This is a genomic window from Streptomyces sp. NBC_01320, assembly GCF_035974375.1.
Classification (GTDB): Bacteria; Actinomycetota; Actinomycetes; order Streptomycetales; family Streptomycetaceae; genus Streptomyces; species Streptomyces yanii.
The window spans coordinates 7,819,280-7,836,415 of the sequence record NZ_CP108390.1 but is presented as its reverse complement, the minus strand read 5'-3'; the positions used below and the strand labels follow the sequence as shown (position 1 = coordinate 7,836,415).

Sequence of the window (17,136 nt, the reverse complement as noted above, 5' to 3'; positions counted from 1 at the left end):
GCAGGTAAACGGCAGGCGTACGCTGTACAGCTGGCCCTGCCGCTCCTGCCGCTCCCCTGCGACGTCGCGGCGTTGAAACGAATCGGGGAGTAGAAGGTGCTTGAGAGTGTGGGTGCGCTGACCGGCAGCCCATGGATCTATGCCGTGGTCGCCCTCTCGGTGCTCCTGGACGTCTTCCTGCCCATCCTCCCCAGCGGGGTCCTGGTGATCACCGCTGCGACAGCCGCCGCCGCGGGCTCGACCACGGTCGTGGGCGCGGCGGGCGGCCCCAGTGAGGTCCCCCAGGTTCCGTCGCTCCTCGCCCTGATCCTGAGCGCGGCCACCGCCTCGGTGCTCGGCGACCTCGTCGCGTACCGGCTGGCCTGGCGCGGCGGCGACCGCCTGGACCGGGCGATTGCCCGCTCCCGCCGCCTCACCACCGCCCAGGAACGTCTCGGCGCGGCTCTGAGCCGCGGCGGCGGGATCCTCGTCGTCATCGCCCGCTTCGCCCCGGCCGGCCGCTCGGTCGTCTCCCTGGGCGCGGGCGCGGCGCACCGCAGGGTGAAGGAGTTCCTGCCCTGGTCGGCGCTGGCCGGTGTGGCCTGGGCGGGCTACAGCGTGGGCCTCGGCTACTTCGGCGGCCAGTGGCTGGGCACGACATGGCTGGGCACGGCGGTCTCGGTCCTGGCCCTGTTCGTGGCAGGCGCCCTCGCCGCATACCTCATGCGCCGCCCCGGAGCGGCGGCCGCGACAGCTTCCGCTCCGGCTCCCGCTTCGGCTTCTACGGCGTCCTGACGGCCGCCCCCCGCACCTCAAGACCGTCCATCAGTCTGGCAGTCGCTGCGGCGATCTCGTCCACGGCCCGGTCGAACACCTCCTGGTTGTGAGCGGCCGGAGCCCGGAAGCCGGACACCTTGCGCACGAACTGCAGGGCGGCCGCCCGGATGTCCTCCTCGGTGGCCTCCTCGGGGATGGCTGGCGGGCGAAGGGTCTTGATACTGCGGCACATGACTCCAGTGTGGACCGCCCCACTGACAACGGGCCGGAACACCCGGGTCAGCTCAATTCGATGGCGGGGAGCTCATAGCTGCCGTCGATGATCGCGCGCCCCGGCATGCAGAACCTGAGCACGGGCCGGAACTCCCCGTCCGGCGCGGGCAGCCAGTTCGCCGCTGCGGCAGGGTCCGTGGGCGTCTCCTTGCTGATGTGGACCGTCAGCGACCCATCGGCCCCACGCACCAGCCCGGGGGTGCGGTCCCCGAGCGAGTGCCGGCCCGCCGGGTTTGCGACGGGGTGGTGGTCCGGCGCGTCGTACATGGTCACGGACCAGAACGCTTCCACCGGCGGCGGCTGCTCGAAGCGCATCACATAGGAGTGCGCACCGCTCAGCGGATTGCCGTCGGCGTCGTGGGAGGTGTGGGCGCACACCGCCTCGTACCCGTGGCTCCCCCACAGAGCCACGCGCGCCGCCACCGCTCTGACCAGGTAGGACGCCTCCCGGTCGGCGATCTTCCACTCCGGGGAGTCGATCGTCCCCACCCCGAAGTGGTCGAGGTTGTAGTCGTAGAGATGCGGATCCATCTCCCATCCCCCGCCCGTCACCGTGCTCGGCCGGGCGGCCGCCTCGACCCGCTCCCTGCCCTGCGCCATCCCCTCGGTGAGTGCGTGTACGAGGGCGGAACCGGCGGAGACGTACGGCGAGGGCCCCTCCTCCAGCAACCCCAGCGGCTGGAACCGGTCCTGGTACGCGCAGTCGGCGGCGGCCGGCGGGAAGTCGGCCAGCCACACCCTGAGCTGCTCGAAGAACCGCAGCTCCGCCGGCACGTCGGGGTCGGACGCCGGCAGCCCCGTCCGGTGCGTGCCGGGTTCGAAATACGTGAGTGTGTACTGCTCCTGGAGCGCCCGCACCCGCGTCATGTCGTCCGGGCCGTCGCAGACGTTGCGCCCGATGACAGAGACGACGGAGGTCGGCGCATCGATCACCCCGCGCACCCCGCTGGGCTCCCTGCCCGACCAGCCCGGCGGCACGATGAGCCAGTCACCCGCGTCCGTGCCGGTGGCCCGACGCCCCACATAGGCGAAGTTGTTGGTCCATGTGTCCACGAACTGCAGCACGTAGTAAGCCCCGCCGGTGTCCGGGACATGCAGCCGGATCGGCCCTCCGGACAGGTCCAGCTGAGCCATCGAGCAGACGGTGTCGTGGCCGACGGGGGCGAAGTGGGTGTCGGGAGCCGCCAACTGCCCCGCGTGCGCGAAGTGGTTGAACGGAGTCGGCGCAAGCGGGCCGACGCCCTCCTGCATCGATCTCTCGACCGTCGACAGGCCGGAGACCAACGGATACCCGTACACGTACGCCTCGGCGGCCAGACGGACGAGGTCGCCCCCCTGCGCGTTCGGTTCGTCCATCACCTACACACCCTCCGGGAAGCGCCCGAAGCCACCGACCGGGCGTTGTCCGGATCGATGGCCCGCGGGTACCGTCCGGACGTTCTCCAGCAGCGGACGGCCCCGGACCCAGACCCCCTCCGCCGCAGTCGCCCGCACAGCTGCCGCGGTCACGGCCACCACTAGATGACCGCCGCCGAACGGTCCGTGCACAGAGCCCAGATCACGAACGCGTCGATCGCGATGGAGATGATCGCCCAGATCGGCTGGTACGGCAGCCACATGAAGTTGGCGATCATGTTGAGCGCAGCCAGCACGACACCCGTCGCCTTGGCCCAGCCGGCACCCTTGAGGATGCCCCAGCCGACGACCAGGAGGACCACGCCGAGCACCAGGTGGATCCACCCCCAGGCCGTCACGTCGAACTTGAAGGTGTACTTGCTGATGCGCGCGTAGACCTCGTCGGACGCGATGCCGGCGATCCCCTTGATGACCCCCATGACGCCGTCCACCATCAGCAGAACACCGGCGAACATGACTCCCCCGGCCGCCCAGGGATTCTCGCCCACGGGGGCGGAGGTACGGCGGGTGCCGGGGGCGGGAGCTGACTGTGCCATGGAAGTCTCCTTGGCCGGAGCGGAACAACTGAACGAATCCGACCCTGTGCGGCACCCGCCCGCGCGACCACCTGGACGCGTCCGTACGGGTGACGACGTCGACGTGGCGTCAGCCATGAAAACGGCCCCCGATCGGTCACGACCGGGGGGCCGGAACAGGCTCTCACCCGCTCATAAAAAACTGTCGCGGCTTCGCCGACACGACGGGGCGACCCGCGTCCTCACCCGCCCGATGAGTACCGCGTCACCTTCGTCACCTTGCACTTCGTACCCGCCGGAGACTTGCCGAGCCCCTGCGCCTTCTCCTTGGCCCGCTGCCCCGAGGCGAGATCGCTTGCCACGGCGAGCCCCTCCGCGACGCGCGTACCGTCCCCGTCGACAAACTCCACATTCACGACATAGTTCGCCGTCTCCTCGGTTCCGTTCACGATCTCCACATTCACGGACGGCCACGTCGTCAACGGATCCACCTTGCACCCGGAGAGCTTCACATCCGCCTCGGCACCCGTCTCCTCCGCGGCCGACTCCTCCTTGGGATCAGCCTTCGCGGTCCCCCCGCTGGGCGGCGCCTCGGCAACCGGCAGCTTCCGCGGCGCGGGCCTACTACTGAGCCCCACCACGGCCACGGCACCGATCCCGCCAATGAAGATCAGCCCTCCGAGCACGGACAGCGTGACGATCAGCGCGGTATTCGACGACTTCGGCGGCCGAGGCGGCCCGCCCCAGCCCGGCCCCGGCTGCTGCCACTGCGGATACGGCGGCTGCTGCCCCCACGGCGGAGGCTGCTGACCGGGCGGCGGGGGCTGCTGTGACTGCTGATTGGGCGGCGGGTAGCCGTACGACATGAGATCCCCCCATGGGATGTGCGAGCGTGAGCGAAAACAGTACGACCCGTCCGGACTACGCGCCCCCGGACGGGTCGGAATCGTGACGGTGCGGCTCACCGCAGCCGGGACAGCCCCACCGAGCAGGGTGTTCCGTGCACCGATCCGGGACGCAGGACGCGTGATCGTCGCGCGGGCCACCTGTGGGTGCTGCCCGGTCTTTCCCGGCAAGCGCTACCTCGACTGGGAGCTCCCCGACCCGGCCGGACAGGGTGTGGACGCCGTCCGCCCCATCCGCGACGAGATCGAGAAGCGCATGCGCGGCCTGCTCGACGAGATCGCCCCGGCGGGCCAAGCGTGAGCGCGGGGACCGGAGTTCGCATCGTGGCTATGGGGCCCGAACATGCCGATGAGGTCCTGAGGATCTACCGACTCGGCACCGATGAGGGCAACGTCACCTTCGAGACCACCGCGCCCACTGGGAACAGCTCGACGCCGACAAACTGCCCCAGCACCGGCACGTCGCGGTCGACGAGCGCACGCCGAGACACCGCCCCCGCTGCACGCCGCCTTCGACGAATTCGTCAGCTGTCTTCGTCCGGACAACGCGCGACGCGGACTGGTCGCCGAAGTTATCTGGAGCGCGTTGCACGGCATAGCCACCCTGTCGGGCAGCGGCCGTATTCCCCCGGACAGTCAGGAGGAGCGGCTCGACTTCCTCATCACCCAGCTCGCCGACACCCCAAGCTGACCGGCCCCACGCCATAAAAGGGGCCATGGGAAGGCCAAGGATCAGAGCCGAGCCACTGGTTCGGAAAGCCCCGTACGTGGCGGGGGTCCGACCTGCGGATACTCTGACCTGTGCGTTTGCAGGGAGCACTCCGCTGTGCGCCGTGGTTCCCCGCTGGTCTCTCTCGTGTCGGGCACGCCTATGGCGTCGGGCGAGCGTGGGCCCTACAGCGTTTCGTCCCTGGCCAGGATCAGGCTGACCGAGCCCTCTTCGAGATTGATGCCGCCCTCAAGATGCTCGTGGTAGCCGTCCCTGAGTTCGGGATCAGCGAGACCCATGAGGCGCTCAGCCAGGTCCCGCAGCCCTGCGGCATTGGCCGCAACGGTGATTTCAGTTGCTGAGCCGTACACCGTGATGCGGGGTTCATCCATGCGGTCACGCTACAGCGGGCCTTCACCACCGCCCCAACCCACCACTCACCTCAGCTCCCATCCCGTCCGCCTTCGACCCACACACCGTGGAGCGGGCGTGGTTCAGGGCGTCGAGGTGGAGCGCGCCACTGTACGAACGACCTTGACGCCCTGGGCCGCGACTGCTCAGCTCTGCCTGAATCGAAGGTGGTCGGGATGGGAGCTCCCGCGACGCTCGCCACGCTCCGGCCAGACGAGCCGGCCTCGCTGCCCTACGTGCCGCAGTCGAGGACCCGAATAGCTCCGAGAACGCCCTACATGCGCGTTTGAAGAACCAGGAGTGGATGTTTGGCGGGGCCTACGTGGCAGAACTGGCCCGCCGACAGTTCACCCCGGACACCATCCTCGACATCCCGCTAACGGGTGCCGAGGAGAACCCTAGGTGTACTGACCCGTGACACCCGTGGCTGACCGTGGTTCCCCGCCAAGTCGGGCACGGATCGGGCACGAACACCTTCTGATCCGTAGCTCTAGCCGGATCGGTCAGTGACGGCCATTCCGGCCGCTACCAGGCCCCAGAGGGACGCTACCGGACGCGGGCGATTGCTGGGGTTGCGGTACCTGGCTGCTGTACCGCAGGATCCAAACGGGGGTGACCATGGAACGGCATGTGCTGGAATTGCTGTTGGCCGGTGATGACGAGGCGTCCGTGATAGCTCTGGCCACCCTCCGCAGCGGGGCCACCTACTGGGTGGGAGACCGGGCACAACCCGCAGGCCAGCATGCTGAAAGTCTTCAAGCGCCGACTTCAGCGCATGCGGACGCACGGACTCGAACCTCTTGGGCTGGAACGAGCAGTGCAGCTCATCCGCGAACATGGCCAGCCCGTACGCACAGGGCTGATCGATTCTGCCGATCGGACATGGACCACCCTGCTCTTCCTCACCGAGGACGGCAGCGCACTAGTGGCCTGCGCCGGCTGGCCGCTGCCGCTTGTCAGGAAGCCACCGCTTTAGGAGTTCGATCAACCGGGAGCTACTGCATGTTGCGGTGAAGAGTGCGGTGGCGTTGCGGACTGCTGGGGACCGTGGACGTACGCCATCATTGATGTCAGCTGTGGATGTCAGGCAGCCCGAGGCACGATGCTCACCGCGCGGTAGTGGTACCCGTCCTGCTTGAAGCCAGGGGCTTCCCATTTGAGGTCGACCTGCTGTCCGGCCGACAGCGTGCGGAAGCCGGTCGCCTGGATGTCGGCGTAGTGGCCGAAGCAGCCGCCGGGGGTCTCGGGTGAGTCAAGGACACCCCACCCTTCCTCGTCGTTCCACTCGCGGACAGTCGCAGTCGCCATGGACGGAACTCTACGGCCTCCGCTGTGCAGACGCGTCTGGCACCTGAGCTTGGGAATCACCGGTACTTCAGCAGCAACCTGGGCGCTGACCTGCGAGAACTGGCCTTCCAAGTCTTCAAGTTCGGGCACCGCATTGCCGTCGTTGACCGTGGCTGACCGCACGTTCTGGTGCGCATCTGGTGCGCGCTATGACGCGTCGGGCTGCCACTTCGTCCCGAACTACTGGCCGCAAGGTCATTGAGGGCTGGTGGGCTGGTCAGTCGGCCATCGATGGGCACTTGCGGTTGGCTGCGGTTGTGGTGGTTGCTGTGCTCCGCTGCTGTACTGCAACCGCTGATCCGACGTCCTGGAGGTGCTTACGGTCCGTCTTTCGACGGACCCGTTCACGCACCGACTCCGTCAACCATCACGGGCCATGCACACGAAATGGGTTCGGCAATCAGCGTGAGCGCCGAACCCCTTCCGGTTTACAGTCCGACGGTAAGTGCCCAGCGAACCTGGGATGGGGCCGTCACGCTCACGGTGCCGTGATCACGGGCGCGCTTCAGGGCGAGTTGGTTGAAGGTACTGCTGACCTCTCCATCCACGCATTCGAGGGGAAAACTCAGCCCGACCGGTTCCACGGAGACGGTCAGGGTTCCCTTACCTGGCAATTCACGAGGACTGACAGCGGCCCAGCCTTGATTCCGCCTCGGATCTCCAGCTCTCGATTGCCCGTAGCGTTCGCGGCCTGCGCTACAACCTTCCCCTCTGGAAGCACCGGCGCTTTGGTCACAGTCTCCCCAGGAACGTTCTCAGCACGCTCTGACGTCGGCGAGCTGGTCGGAGAGGTTATGGACCGGGGTGGCGACGTATGAGGAGAAGGCGTGGCCCGGTCCTGATCGCTGGTGCAGCCCGCCAACGCAACCACCGCTGCGAGTCCCCCGGTGGCCGTCAATTTTCTCAGATTTCCCACAAGTACCACCCAACCCGATAGGGGGAGTAGCTGACAACAGTCTTCTCGGGGGAGACCGTGCAATTCGTGTGAATCACATAGCTGACCCCCGTGTGCTTGAGCCGGTAGACGCCGTACTTGGCGTGCGTAGTCTTGTGGGGCGGGGTGTCCACGGAGATTGAGTTGCCGAGCTTGGCGGTGAGCTTCGCGGACACGGTGACGTTGAACTTGGCCTTGATCTTGATGAGCATCGCGTTGACCGACGTTTGCAGATCGCCGCTGACGGAGACACCTACCTCGCCCGTCACCTCAGAGGCGAAGGTCGACTTGGCGTTTCGTCGACAGGTGCAGAGAGGGCCCCTCGTGCCACCACTTTAGGAGAGCGGATGGGCGGTTGCTGGCGTGACCTGCGCAGAACTCTCTTGGGCCAAGTCCTCTCGTCTGACCCGTTGTTGCAGCCGAGTCCCCGTGAGTCCCCGCCCGTTCTGGCACGAGAGTGGCACGGTCCTGCGGTGGTGGTGAGGCAGCCGACCCTTGTCGCACCCCGGGTCGCGGCCTTTACCGTGCGGACGACCTCACCGGCAACCCAGGCTACGACCTTCTGATCCGTAGCTCTAGCAAGTTCGGTCCGTAACACCCGAACTGGTCGCCACAAAGCACCGGAGAGGTGGTAGCGGGCGCGGGCGGTTGCTGCGGTTGCGGTACTCCGCTGCTGTACCGCTCGCTACGAGGAACAGCGGGACGAACGCGCCGACGTCCGCGTAGGCCCCAACGACCTTGGCGAAGGACGGTGAGGTGAGCACGATTACGACAATGACAGTGATCGCTGCGAGCCGCTGACGCGCGGCTGAGGTGCATCGCTCTGCAAGGAGCAAACTCATGTCTGAGCCTCCGGGTTCAGTCGCCCACCTGCCGCTTTGACCTGTCGTCACGCGCGGTCAGGTGGGCTTCGTTATGACGGGCAGAACGCCGGTCACGGGTTCGGGTCAACTCCCGTTCGACAGAGGAGGGTTGAGCCCCGCAACTTCACCCTAGATGAACTTCGCGAAATGCCGTAATACGGACACTTCTTTCGCCGGGTGAGGCCCAGTGGGGTCACGCGATTTCACGCCGAAGCAATCTTGAAAACCATCGTGGCGGCGACGCCACCGTGGGTTCAAATCCCACACCCACCGCAGGTGAACGGCCCTTGACCAGCCAACTTGGTCAGGGACCGTCGGCATGTCCAGCGACCGCGATCGCCCGGCGCTCCCCGCGATTTCCCGCTCGGTCGGGCACGGAAGGGACACGGAAGGGGCACGGAGACCACGTATAGCTCCGCTGGACCCCGGCCGCACCTCGGCTTTCGCGATATGGGTTTGGGGGGTGGACAACGCGGCACAGCATCGCCACACTTCGTGGACGATCACGCGCAGCTGTGGCTGCATGGGAATGGTGGGGATGGTCGATGGGGCGACCGCAGAGCGAGGGCTCGCCGCCGGAGTGCATCCGCTATCGCTTGACGCGCCTTCAACGCTTGCTGCCCGTGCTGCCCGCCACTGTGATCATGCCGGTCTTCCAGGTGTTGATCTGGTTGGACGGGGGGCCGGTTGGTCCTCCACTCGCGGCAGTCGTGCTGCCGTTCGTGCTGCTGATCGCCTCGCGGCCGTTCGGGGTCACTCTCACGCAGTCAGCGGCCGTCGTGCACAACCTGCCCCGCCGGACCATTTCCTGGGCCGACGTGCAGGCCATACAGGTCGAGTCCTCCTTCGGGGCCCGGACCGTCGTGATCTACGAAGCGGGCGGCCGCCGTACACGCCTGCGGGCGCCGATCACAGGGTTCCTCAACTGGGATCGCACCTTCGAGGAGAAGTTCCACATCATCGGCAGATGGTGGCTGGATCACCGCGGACCGGATTGGGCTCCTGTCCCGCCGCCGGGGGCCTGGTGGGGTGGTCCACCGGCACCCGGCGGGAACCCTTTCGCCCCTCCTGCGTAGTTTCTGCTGCCGTTCAGCGTCCCGGACGGCGGGCTCAGTGGCCCACTCAAGCGCCTGCACAAGTTGAGCACTTGTTCGGAAGAACCCGTATGCGGACACGCGTTGACCTAGCGAGACGCTGACCTGCGCGTTTCTGCGGTAGCCGCCGCGACTCCCCGCTGTTCCCCGTGCAGTACCCCCTCATCGCGCACGCAGGGGGCACGTGTGCCCGTCTGCCGGGCTGCTGGCAGTGAGGCGCCGTCCGCGTCGGTACCTCTTCCGTCTCACTCGTCTGCACCGTCGGGGGCGACGGCGAGCAGCCGTCCGCTGAGGCTGAGACCTGACACAGGTGCGGCGCGCTGCCTGTTCAGGAGCCAACCGGGCAGATGGGATCGCAGCGCGGCAGACACACGCTGCTGAAGAACAAGGGGAAGGCACCTCCGTATGTCACACCACACCGCGACGGTGCCAGGGGCTACCTGGGTGGCCAGGTGGGCGGGAGTCCTGCTGTGCCTCGCGGTGGCCGCCATCCATGTCGTGGACCAAGGCGGCATCACGGCAACGAGGGATCCCTACTACATCGGCGTCGCCTACCACGTCCTGGAGATTGCGGCCGTGGTCGCCGCCGTGCTGCTCCTCATCGGCCTCGTCCGACTGGGATGGTTGCTGGCAGCCGTGGTCGCCGTCGGCCCCTTGCTGGGCTACATCCTCTCCAGAGGTCCGGGGCTGCCCCACTACAGCGACGATGTCGGTAATTGGACGGAACCACTCGGGCTGGTCAGCCTGGCTGTCGAAGGAGCCCTGCTTCTGCTGTCGGTGCCACTCTTCATGCGGAGCCTGCGCCGCAGAACCTACTAACGCTGCGCCGATTAGCATCAGGGCCAGGCCGCAGGATGCCCTCTGACCTGGCCCTGAGTGGCATGGAGCGGGCGACGGGAATCGAACCCGCGTAGCTAGTTCGGAAGATCGCGTACGCGGATCAGGCCTGAGCTGGCGTGACGCCGGCCTGTTGGTTCTCGGAGTCGTCGCCGAGATTCCCTGCTGTTCCCCGTAGCTTGCCGACCGATCGGGCACGCAGGGGGCACAGACGCCATCCTCCCGGCTTCGGAGGCTGCTGATGCCTCTCCCCGCCCTGATACAGCCTATTCGGGACCCCGGAGCCGGTGGATGCGGCTTCGTGGCGCCGGGTGGCCCTAGAGGCTGAGTGCGACGTTGAGTGGTCGTCGTCTGTCATCGTCGGCCGCCCTCGCACGGCCCACAGACGGCCCGACCCGGGTGCCCCGCCCGTCAGTTCTTCCGGTTCCAGAGCGGCCACGAGGCGGGGGCGGAACGCTGTCCCCATGCCATCAGGCCGAACCCGGAGAGGAGGAGGCAAATGGCCACGATCCACACCGGGGTGGCTGCATCGGCGGTCCAGAGCCGACCGGTCATCACCGGAAGCATCTCGACCGTGAACCCGAGACCCACCATGACGTTGCCAACTCCCCACAAGCGTGGAAACAGGACGCGGCTTCGCGCCCAGGGAGGCAACCACCCTCGGGTGATGGCCGCTACACCCGGCACAAAGGCAATGATCCAGATGGCCGCCAGACCAACCCACACAAAAGAGCGCATACCGCCGTGTCCCTGCAACGTGAACTGTGCGGCTCTGCGCCGCGTCTCGGGGATTTTCGCACGTCAGTGGCGTAATGAGATAGGTGCAGCACAGGGCGTTAACGCAAACCCTGTCCGGCGGCCTGCTCAGACTGGAGCCGAGCATGGCCAGGGGGTCGTTCCTGGCCCGCGGATCTGGCAGGCCTCTGCCTGCACCTCGATGCGAACTATCGGCACGACGGTCAGTGAAGTCTGTCGGCCTGGCAACACGGGCGGTAGGGATCAGCCACGGTTGCTGGCAGTCGGTGTGGTTGCTGCACTTCTCTGCTGTACTGCTGCCCCTGGGGGCGGTCCGATACAGGGCGGTGGAACGGTGAGCGCAGGCAGTCGCGGAGTGCTGGGAGTCGTGGGCACGGCAGCCGATGGAGTCGAGCAACTACGCACCGGCCTGGTCGAGCCAGCGATCGCCCTCGGCTGGCAGGTAGCCGTGATCCTGACCCCGAATGCCGGCCGATGGCTGCGGGCGAACGGTGAACTGGACCGACTGGAAGCCGTAACCGGCCTGCCAGTCAGGGATACGCCTCGCCTACCGACCGAGGCTCGCCCACACCCGGTCGCCAACTGCTACGTCGTCGCCCCCGCAAGCGAGAACTACGTCGCCAAGCTCGCGACGGGCATCGCCGACAACCAAGCACTGACGCAAGTGAGCGAGGCGCTCGGCACGATCGACGTTCCCGTCGTCGTGTTCCCGCGGGTCAACGCAGCACACGTACGGCACCCAGCGTGGGACGAGCATGTCGCGGCCCTACGGAAGGCGGACGTAGAGCTCATCCACGGTCCTGACGTCTGGTCACTCCATGAACCCCGCGAAGGGCCAGCAGTTCGACAGCTCCCCTGGGCCGCGATCACGGAGTCCATCCAGCACGTGACGGCCAGGGCTGCTCGACACCCGCTTTAGGAGTTCGATCGCAGCGTGGTGCGGACTGCCGGAACGGGGCCCGCTGGTCGCATCCGGTCCCAACCACTGCCGTGCGCCATCGTTCGCCGCCGTTGATGTCAGCAGACCGACGGACGGTCTATGCGCTGACTGCCAACTCTCCTGCACGCTGCCGGGCTTGGGATCTCAGTTCCTTGAGGCGGCTGTGGAACGGGTTGTGGCGGTTCTCGTCGAGGTTCAGCGGCAGGTCGAGTTGAGAGATGAGTTCCGACTCCAGGGTCCACGGTTCGTCGTCCTCGAGCCCGCACACGCGGGCGTTCTCCGCCATCCACTGGCTGAGGGCTGCTCCCCCGGCCTTGCCGAAGGTCATGCGCGTCCCGCTGCCCACCCGACGCAGCTCAATCCCGAGCAGGCAACCAAGCGTGAGACTGAGCGGCGGCGGCTCAGCGGTGAGGGATGCCGCCCAGCGCCGAGGGTGACTCCCTGGGGGGCGACTCGGGGCCGGTGGAGCGCGAAAGAAACGGAAGCCCATATTTTATGACGTCGGTCACAGCGCTCCGACAACCAACCGACGTACTTAGTAGACGCAGCGTGGCACATATCTATTGATTTGTCCGTTTTGACCTAGATGCCGATCCTCCGCGCATCCCGGAATTCCGCCCGGTCGGCCCGCACGCCCGCTGCCCCGTGGTGTAAGGCTTCTGACGTCGCGACAGCTTTCCCTCCCGCCGCCATGTGCGGACTGGAGACCCGCGCCCTGCCCTGGCGAGGTCCTGGGACCTACGAGGCGACGTAGTGGCGGGACCCTTTGCGCTCCCTGTCGAGCCGTTCTAAGAATGACGACCCACAGGACGTCGCTGCAGTTCGGAACCGGTGTTCACGCAGAGTCGACCGCGCACCGGGCGCTGGGCGTCACCGAGTGAGTAGGAGCCCCCACATGAAGTCGTCCCGAACGTCCGCGAGACTCCTCGCCCTCGCTCTCGGCCTGGGTCTGGCCTCCAGCGCGCTGGGCGCGGCGGTGCCGGCGAGCGCCCAGACGGCCGCCACCCCGTCCGCTTCCGCCGGTACCTCCGTGGCGCGGTACGACGGGTCGGTTGAGGAGGCCGCGAACAACAAGGCGTTCTTCGAGGCTGTGCTCAAGTCGGTCGCCGAGAAGCGGGCCGCCCAGCCCAACGCGCAGGCGGTGACCGTCTACTACAACGCCTCCCAGGCACCGAGCTTCCGTTCGCAGATATCGAGCGCGGCCTCGATCTGGAACAGCTCCGAGTCCAACGTCAAGCTCCAAGAGGCTTCGAGCGGTGCCGACTTCTCCTACCACGAGGGCAACTACCCGCGCGGGTCCTACGCCTCCACCAACGGCCACGGAAGCGGCAACATCTTCCTTGACTACGCCCAGAACCAGCAGAACGACTCGATCCGCGTCGTCACCCACGAGACCGGGCACGTTCTGGGCCTGCCGGACGACTACAGCGGGCCGTGCAGTGAGCTGATGTCGGGCGGCGGCCCCGGCCCGTCCTGCACCAACCGCTACCCGAACGCCACCGAGCGCTCGCGTGTCGACCAGCTGTGGGCCACCGGACTCGCGCAGGCCCCGGGCACGGTGAACCGGCCCGCTGACCACCTGAGCTCTGCACCGCCGGTACGGACCGTGGCGCCGGGCCACGGTCCGGGGCGTCCGCTCCACAGCACGTCCTGGAATTGATTGCGTTCCCAAGTGGGAAGCGGCTCGCTGTCGAGCGTGGCTTCAGCCACATGCTCAAGACGGTCGTCTGAGCACTCTTGCAGGCTGGCCGACAGACGCTGGTGCTTCGTACGGCTGTCCTGGGAGGGCGGAGCCGGGATGCGAAGCCAACCGTCCACTGGTTGGTGACCTTGAACGTGGCCGACAGGGCCGGGTTGGTCGCCAACACTGCCAGCCCGGCCACGATCAGCAGAAGCCGGCTCTCTCGCCACCCACCCGCGCCCATATAAGCCCCCCAGGGCTGGGATAGCGGGCCAATGCTCGCTTGCGCAAGAGGGCCAACGCGTCCCATCCGGTGGATTTCAAGTCCAGTGAGACATTTGTGTGGCTATGAGATCTGTGGTGTGGTTTCCCTGCGCTTGGCGGGGTCGTTGATCCACGCTTGCTGGGGTATCTCGGGCGGTGTGGGGCGGCGACCGAAGCGTTCGGGGTGGCGGGCGAACGCTTCGGCGAGCGTGACGGCTCTCTGGTCGCGGACCTCCTCGGCGGTGCCGAAGTGGACGCTGGCGGGCGTGTGCCATCCAATGCCCGAGTGCCGGTGCTCGTGGTTGTAGTACGCGATGAACGCGTCGAACCAATCACGGGCGTGGGCCAGGGAATCGAACCGCTCGGGGTAGTCGGACATGTACTTGGTGGTCTTGAAATGGGCCTCGCTGTAGGGGTTGTCATTGGAGACTTTCGGCCGGGAATGGCTGCGGGTGACGCCGAGGTCGATCAGCAGCTGAGAGACCTTCTTGGAGGTCATTGAGGTGCCCCGGTCGGCGTGGACGGTCTCGGGCACGATGCCGTTGCGCTCGATGGTGTCCCGGATCAACTCCTCGGCACGCTCTGCTGATTCGGCGCGTTCGACGGTGTGGCCGACGATGTAGCGGCTGAAGATGTCGATGACGACGTAGGCGTGGTACCAGGTGCCCTTGGCCGGTCCGGCGAGCTTGGTGATGTCCCAGGTGAAGACCTGGGATGGGGCGGTGGCGACCAGTTCGGGCACGGTCTTGGCCGGGTGGGTGGCCTGACGGCGACGCTCGCCGGACTGGCCCTTGTCACGCAGGATCCGGTACATCGTGGAGACCGAGCAGTGATAGCGGCCCGCGTCCAGCTCACGGGCCCAGATCTGCGCGGGCGGCAGCTCCACGTACTCGGCGCTGTTCATCAACTCCAGTACTGCCGCACGCTCTTGATCCGTCAGCGCCGAGGGCTGGGCCTGGACGTGGGAGCGGGGCGTGCGGTCGGTCGGGGGCTTGAGCCTGCGGTAGTGGGTGGCCCGGGAGCGGCCGGTCAGCCGGCACGCGGCCGTGATGCCCAGCTGGCCCTGAACGCCGGTGAACGCGGTGTCCACCACGGGGTCGGTGGCGTGTTTCAGTCCGCGCTCTCGGAGATCATTTCCAAGAGCGCGGAGGCTTTTCCCATCACCTCGAGTGCGGCCTTGTTCCGGGCCAGGTCCTTCTGCAGCCGCTCCACCTGCTGTCGCAGCTTCTCGTTCTCCACCTCCGCGGCGGACTTCTTCGTGCGGGCGGGGCTGGTCCGGCGGTCGACCAGGTTTTCCAGGGCCCCGGCATCCCGGGCGGCCCGCCACTCCTTGACATGCGAGTGGTAGAGGCGTTCCCGGCGCAGGACCGCGCCCTTCTCGTTCCTGGGCGCGGCGTCGTACTCGGCGACGATCCGCAGTTTGTACTCCGAGGTGAAGGTACGGCGCTTCGGCCTCGGTGCCGGGTCGGACCCGACGGGCTCAGTGCTGGGCATAAGGGGCGGTTCTCCTGTCGTGCCCTCTCAGGCTAACCCCGCAGAACGGGACGTCTCACCCGAGGCTGACAGAGAGGGATCCGGCCGTCCGGGGGAAGCATCTGGCACGTGAGTGGCACGACGACACTCCCCCGTCGGAACGGCGGAGGAGCGATCAAGGCCCAGGTTCCCGGTTTGATGCCGGTGACCTGGGCCTTTGTCGTGCTTCCTACTGGTGGGCGCGGACGGTTTCGAACCGCCGACATCTGCTTTGTAAGTTCGATCGCGCCATTTGCTCACCTGGGTGGCGAATCTATGGCGCGGTGCAGTGCGTACCCCGGGATGCGATCAAGGCCGCTCCGGTCTGCCGACGTTGCCGTCAGAGACTGCCGTCATTCGACTCGGAGGGCCCGTGTGACGGATGAGCGGGACGTCGCGCACGGTCGGCGCGACGCGGATTCGCTGAGACCGGCAGATTTACAGACCGCGCGATCACTCCGCGCTGAGCTGACCGTTCCCGCAGTGCGCCGCTCCGTGCCCCACACGTGCCCCACGATGCGCCAGGAAGCGTCGCCCTCGCGTTCGGGCGGAACCTTGTTGCTGCGTGGACTCCCTCGACTTGCCACGCGTCAACCGGCCTCGGACTGAGGCCGGGATCGGGTGGCGTGTCTAGGGCGTGTCCGACGGGTCGGCACAATCCCTGCGACTCTCCCGGCTATGCTCGCGCGGGAGCGCCCCGCGGCGCGTGGCTGCGGGGCGCCTTGTGGGGATTAGTCGACCGTGTCCCCGTCGTGCGTACCGCCCACGCAGGGGTTGCCCGGCAAGTCGATCCGGGGCATTCCGCCGCCCTGCCTGCACTCAGAAGGGGAGACGACGGATGGGGCACCCTGTGCGGTGGCGGCGGTGGCGGCGCCTGTGAGGCCGAGTCCGGCGAGGGCTGCCGTGGCGATTACGGCGGCGAGGATTCGTCGAATGCGCATTTGGTTTCCCTTTCACGGATTGCCTCGGTTGGGGCACTACCCAGCTTGATCTTCGCCCATGTGGGTGGCACATCATGTTGCGCCATTCAGGTGACATGGCTGTCGGGAGCGGGGCCGCTGACCCGGCCCGCCCAAGGCCTTCGCGGCCGACTGGGAAGGCGGGACGGACGGCGGAGCGATGGCAGCTCTGGGGGTGGGGACGGCCTGCATGACGCGACCCGTCAGACACGCTCTAGTGCAGCGCCGCACTGATCCTGCGAGGGTCAGGATCGCCCCTGCCGTGGTGGCTGGGGCGATCGATGCTGCATGGTGGAGCGTCAGTTCTCGATCAGGATGGCTGCGAAGCCGGACAGTGCGCTGTTGACCTCTGCCAGGTCGAAGGCGGCGGGGTCGAACTGGTCTGCGGTGTCGAGGCCGAGCCATTCGAGCCGTTCGTCGTGTTCTTCGTGGCCGGGGTCGGCGAGGATCTCGATGAGGTACTCGTATCCCCACATCCCGCCGCAGTCCTCGGGCGGGCAGGCACGGCGGCCGGTGAGGCAGCGTGGGTAGGGGGTACCCGCTTCGGCGTCGGTGATGGCCTCGACGAGGATGTCGTGCTCCCAGTCGTCGCCGAAGTCGTAGGTGTAGCTGAGCTTGTCGCCGACGCTCGGGGCGACCTGGTCAAGTCGCTTGGATGCCGCGCTGCGGATCCCCAACTCACGGTCGGCGACTCCATAGCGGTCCTGCGGGGTCTCGAAGGCCCACATGTGGTAGCCCTCCCAGCCGAAGGCCGCCTGGATGAGGTGGTGAAGCTGCTGCAGCGTGGTGCCCGACGGCACTTCCAGGCGGCGCCAGACCGGGGGCCGGGAGCCACGCAGGGTGACCTTGATCTTGTGGACGACCTTTCCGGGTGCCGTCCGGGAGCGGGAGATCGGCTTCGCGCGCCTGGTATTCGCCATGGCCGTCATCCTGCCACCGGCCCCCTTCCCGCGAGGCCGTCCGC

Annotated in this window: 19 protein-coding genes; 6 read left to right on the top strand and 13 right to left on the bottom strand. The window is 67.3% G+C overall.

Annotated elements, in window-relative coordinates; translation table 11 throughout:
• The first annotated feature begins 96 nt into the window (after positions 1-96).
• The gene (locus OG395_RS35685) at positions 97-774 is read left to right on the top strand and encodes a DedA family protein (RefSeq protein WP_327246608.1); all 678 of its coding nucleotides are present in this window, start codon (positions 97-99) and stop codon (positions 772-774) included.
• Here OG395_RS35685 and OG395_RS35680 read toward each other — a convergent pair.
• The 4 genes from OG395_RS35680 to OG395_RS35665 all read right to left on the bottom strand — a co-directional run bounded on the left by OG395_RS35680 (position 761) and on the right by OG395_RS35665 (position 3,826).
• On the bottom strand, positions 761-988 hold the full coding sequence (locus OG395_RS35680) for a DUF2277 domain-containing protein (protein WP_266986097.1): 228 nt from the start codon (positions 986-988) through the stop codon (positions 761-763). The genes OG395_RS35685 and OG395_RS35680 overlap by 14 nt on opposite strands.
• 47 nt (positions 989-1,035) lie before the next feature.
• Positions 1,036-2,385, bottom strand: a complete 1,350-nt coding sequence (locus OG395_RS35675) for a DUF1254 domain-containing protein (RefSeq protein WP_327246607.1) — start codon at positions 2,383-2,385, stop codon at positions 1,036-1,038.
• Positions 2,386-2,546: 161 nt separating this feature from the next.
• Positions 2,547-2,981: a DUF7144 family membrane protein gene (locus OG395_RS35670; protein ID WP_327246606.1), complete on the bottom strand. Its 435-nt coding sequence runs from the start codon at positions 2,979-2,981 to the stop codon at positions 2,547-2,549.
• Positions 2,982-3,202: 221 nt separating this feature from the next.
• Positions 3,203-3,826, bottom strand: a complete 624-nt coding sequence (locus OG395_RS35665; RefSeq protein ID WP_327246605.1) for an FxLYD domain-containing protein — start codon at positions 3,824-3,826, stop codon at positions 3,203-3,205.
• On the opposite strand from OG395_RS35665, the gene OG395_RS35660 reads away from it, so the two are divergent.
• Positions 3,825-4,166, top strand: a complete 342-nt coding sequence (locus tag OG395_RS35660) for a hypothetical protein (protein ID WP_327246604.1) — start codon at positions 3,825-3,827, stop codon at positions 4,164-4,166. The genes OG395_RS35665 and OG395_RS35660 overlap by 2 nt on opposite strands.
• A gap of 593 nt (positions 4,167-4,759) precedes the next feature.
• Here OG395_RS35660 and OG395_RS35655 read toward each other — a convergent pair.
• From OG395_RS35655 to OG395_RS35645, 3 genes are all read right to left on the bottom strand, one after another.
• Positions 4,760-4,966 carry an Imm32 family immunity protein gene (locus OG395_RS35655; RefSeq protein ID WP_327246603.1) on the bottom strand — a complete coding sequence of 69 codons (207 nt, stop codon included), beginning with the start codon at positions 4,964-4,966 and terminating at the stop codon, positions 4,760-4,762.
• 1,102 nt (positions 4,967-6,068) lie between these two features.
• Positions 6,069-6,293 (bottom strand): cold-shock protein, encoded by a 225-nt coding sequence (locus OG395_RS35650; protein WP_327246602.1) that lies wholly within the window; start codon positions 6,291-6,293, stop codon positions 6,069-6,071.
• 942 nt (positions 6,294-7,235) lie between these two features.
• Entirely contained in the window at positions 7,236-7,535 is a 300-nt protein-coding gene (locus OG395_RS35645) for a hypothetical protein (protein WP_327246601.1), read from the bottom strand.
• Between the two features lie 1,217 nt (positions 7,536-8,752).
• Here OG395_RS35645 and OG395_RS35640 point away from each other — a divergent pair.
• Together OG395_RS35640 and OG395_RS35635 are read left to right on the top strand one after the other, a co-directional pair.
• Entirely contained in the window at positions 8,753-9,205 is a 453-nt protein-coding gene (locus OG395_RS35640) for a hypothetical protein (protein WP_327246600.1), read from the top strand.
• 423 nt (positions 9,206-9,628) lie between these two features.
• Positions 9,629-10,042 carry a hypothetical protein gene (locus OG395_RS35635; RefSeq protein WP_327246599.1) on the top strand — a complete coding sequence of 138 codons (414 nt, stop codon included), beginning with the start codon at positions 9,629-9,631 and terminating at the stop codon, positions 10,040-10,042.
• A 429-nt stretch (positions 10,043-10,471) separates the two neighbouring features.
• Here OG395_RS35635 and OG395_RS35630 read toward each other — a convergent pair whose 3' ends face one another.
• On the bottom strand, positions 10,472-10,654 hold the full coding sequence (locus tag OG395_RS35630) for a hypothetical protein (protein ID WP_327246598.1): 183 nt from the start codon (positions 10,652-10,654) through the stop codon (positions 10,472-10,474).
• Between the two features lie 496 nt (positions 10,655-11,150).
• Between OG395_RS35630 and OG395_RS35625 the strand changes: the two genes are divergently transcribed.
• Complete coding sequence (locus OG395_RS35625; protein ID WP_327246597.1) at positions 11,151-11,735, top strand: flavoprotein; 585 nt, start codon at positions 11,151-11,153, stop codon at positions 11,733-11,735.
• Between the two features lie 118 nt (positions 11,736-11,853).
• On the opposite strand, the gene OG395_RS35620 is transcribed toward OG395_RS35625, so the two are convergent.
• Entirely contained in the window at positions 11,854-12,246 is a 393-nt protein-coding gene (locus OG395_RS35620; RefSeq protein WP_327246596.1) for a GIY-YIG nuclease family protein, read from the bottom strand.
• 405 nt (positions 12,247-12,651) lie between these two features.
• On the opposite strand from OG395_RS35620, the gene snpA reads away from it, so the two are divergent.
• Entirely contained in the window at positions 12,652-13,416 is a 765-nt protein-coding gene (snpA, locus tag OG395_RS35615; protein WP_327246595.1) for a snapalysin, read from the top strand.
• 367 nt (positions 13,417-13,783) lie between these two features.
• Here snpA and OG395_RS35610 read toward each other — a convergent pair whose 3' ends face one another.
• From OG395_RS35610 to OG395_RS35595, 4 genes are all read right to left on the bottom strand, one after another.
• A complete protein-coding gene (locus OG395_RS35610; protein ID WP_327241096.1) occupies positions 13,784-14,791 on the bottom strand; it encodes an IS3 family transposase in 1,008 nt (335 codons plus the stop codon).
• A 20-nt stretch (positions 14,792-14,811) separates the two neighbouring features.
• Entirely contained in the window at positions 14,812-15,195 is a 384-nt protein-coding gene (locus OG395_RS35605; protein ID WP_327241097.1) for a hypothetical protein, read from the bottom strand.
• A gap of 749 nt (positions 15,196-15,944) precedes the next feature.
• A complete protein-coding gene (locus tag OG395_RS35600; protein ID WP_327246594.1) occupies positions 15,945-16,154 on the bottom strand; it encodes a hypothetical protein in 210 nt (69 codons plus the stop codon).
• Between the two features lie 317 nt (positions 16,155-16,471).
• Positions 16,472-17,092 carry a plasmid pRiA4b ORF-3 family protein gene (locus tag OG395_RS35595; RefSeq protein WP_327241116.1) on the bottom strand — a complete coding sequence of 207 codons (621 nt, stop codon included), beginning with the start codon at positions 17,090-17,092 and terminating at the stop codon, positions 16,472-16,474.
• Positions 17,093-17,136 lie beyond the last annotated feature (44 nt).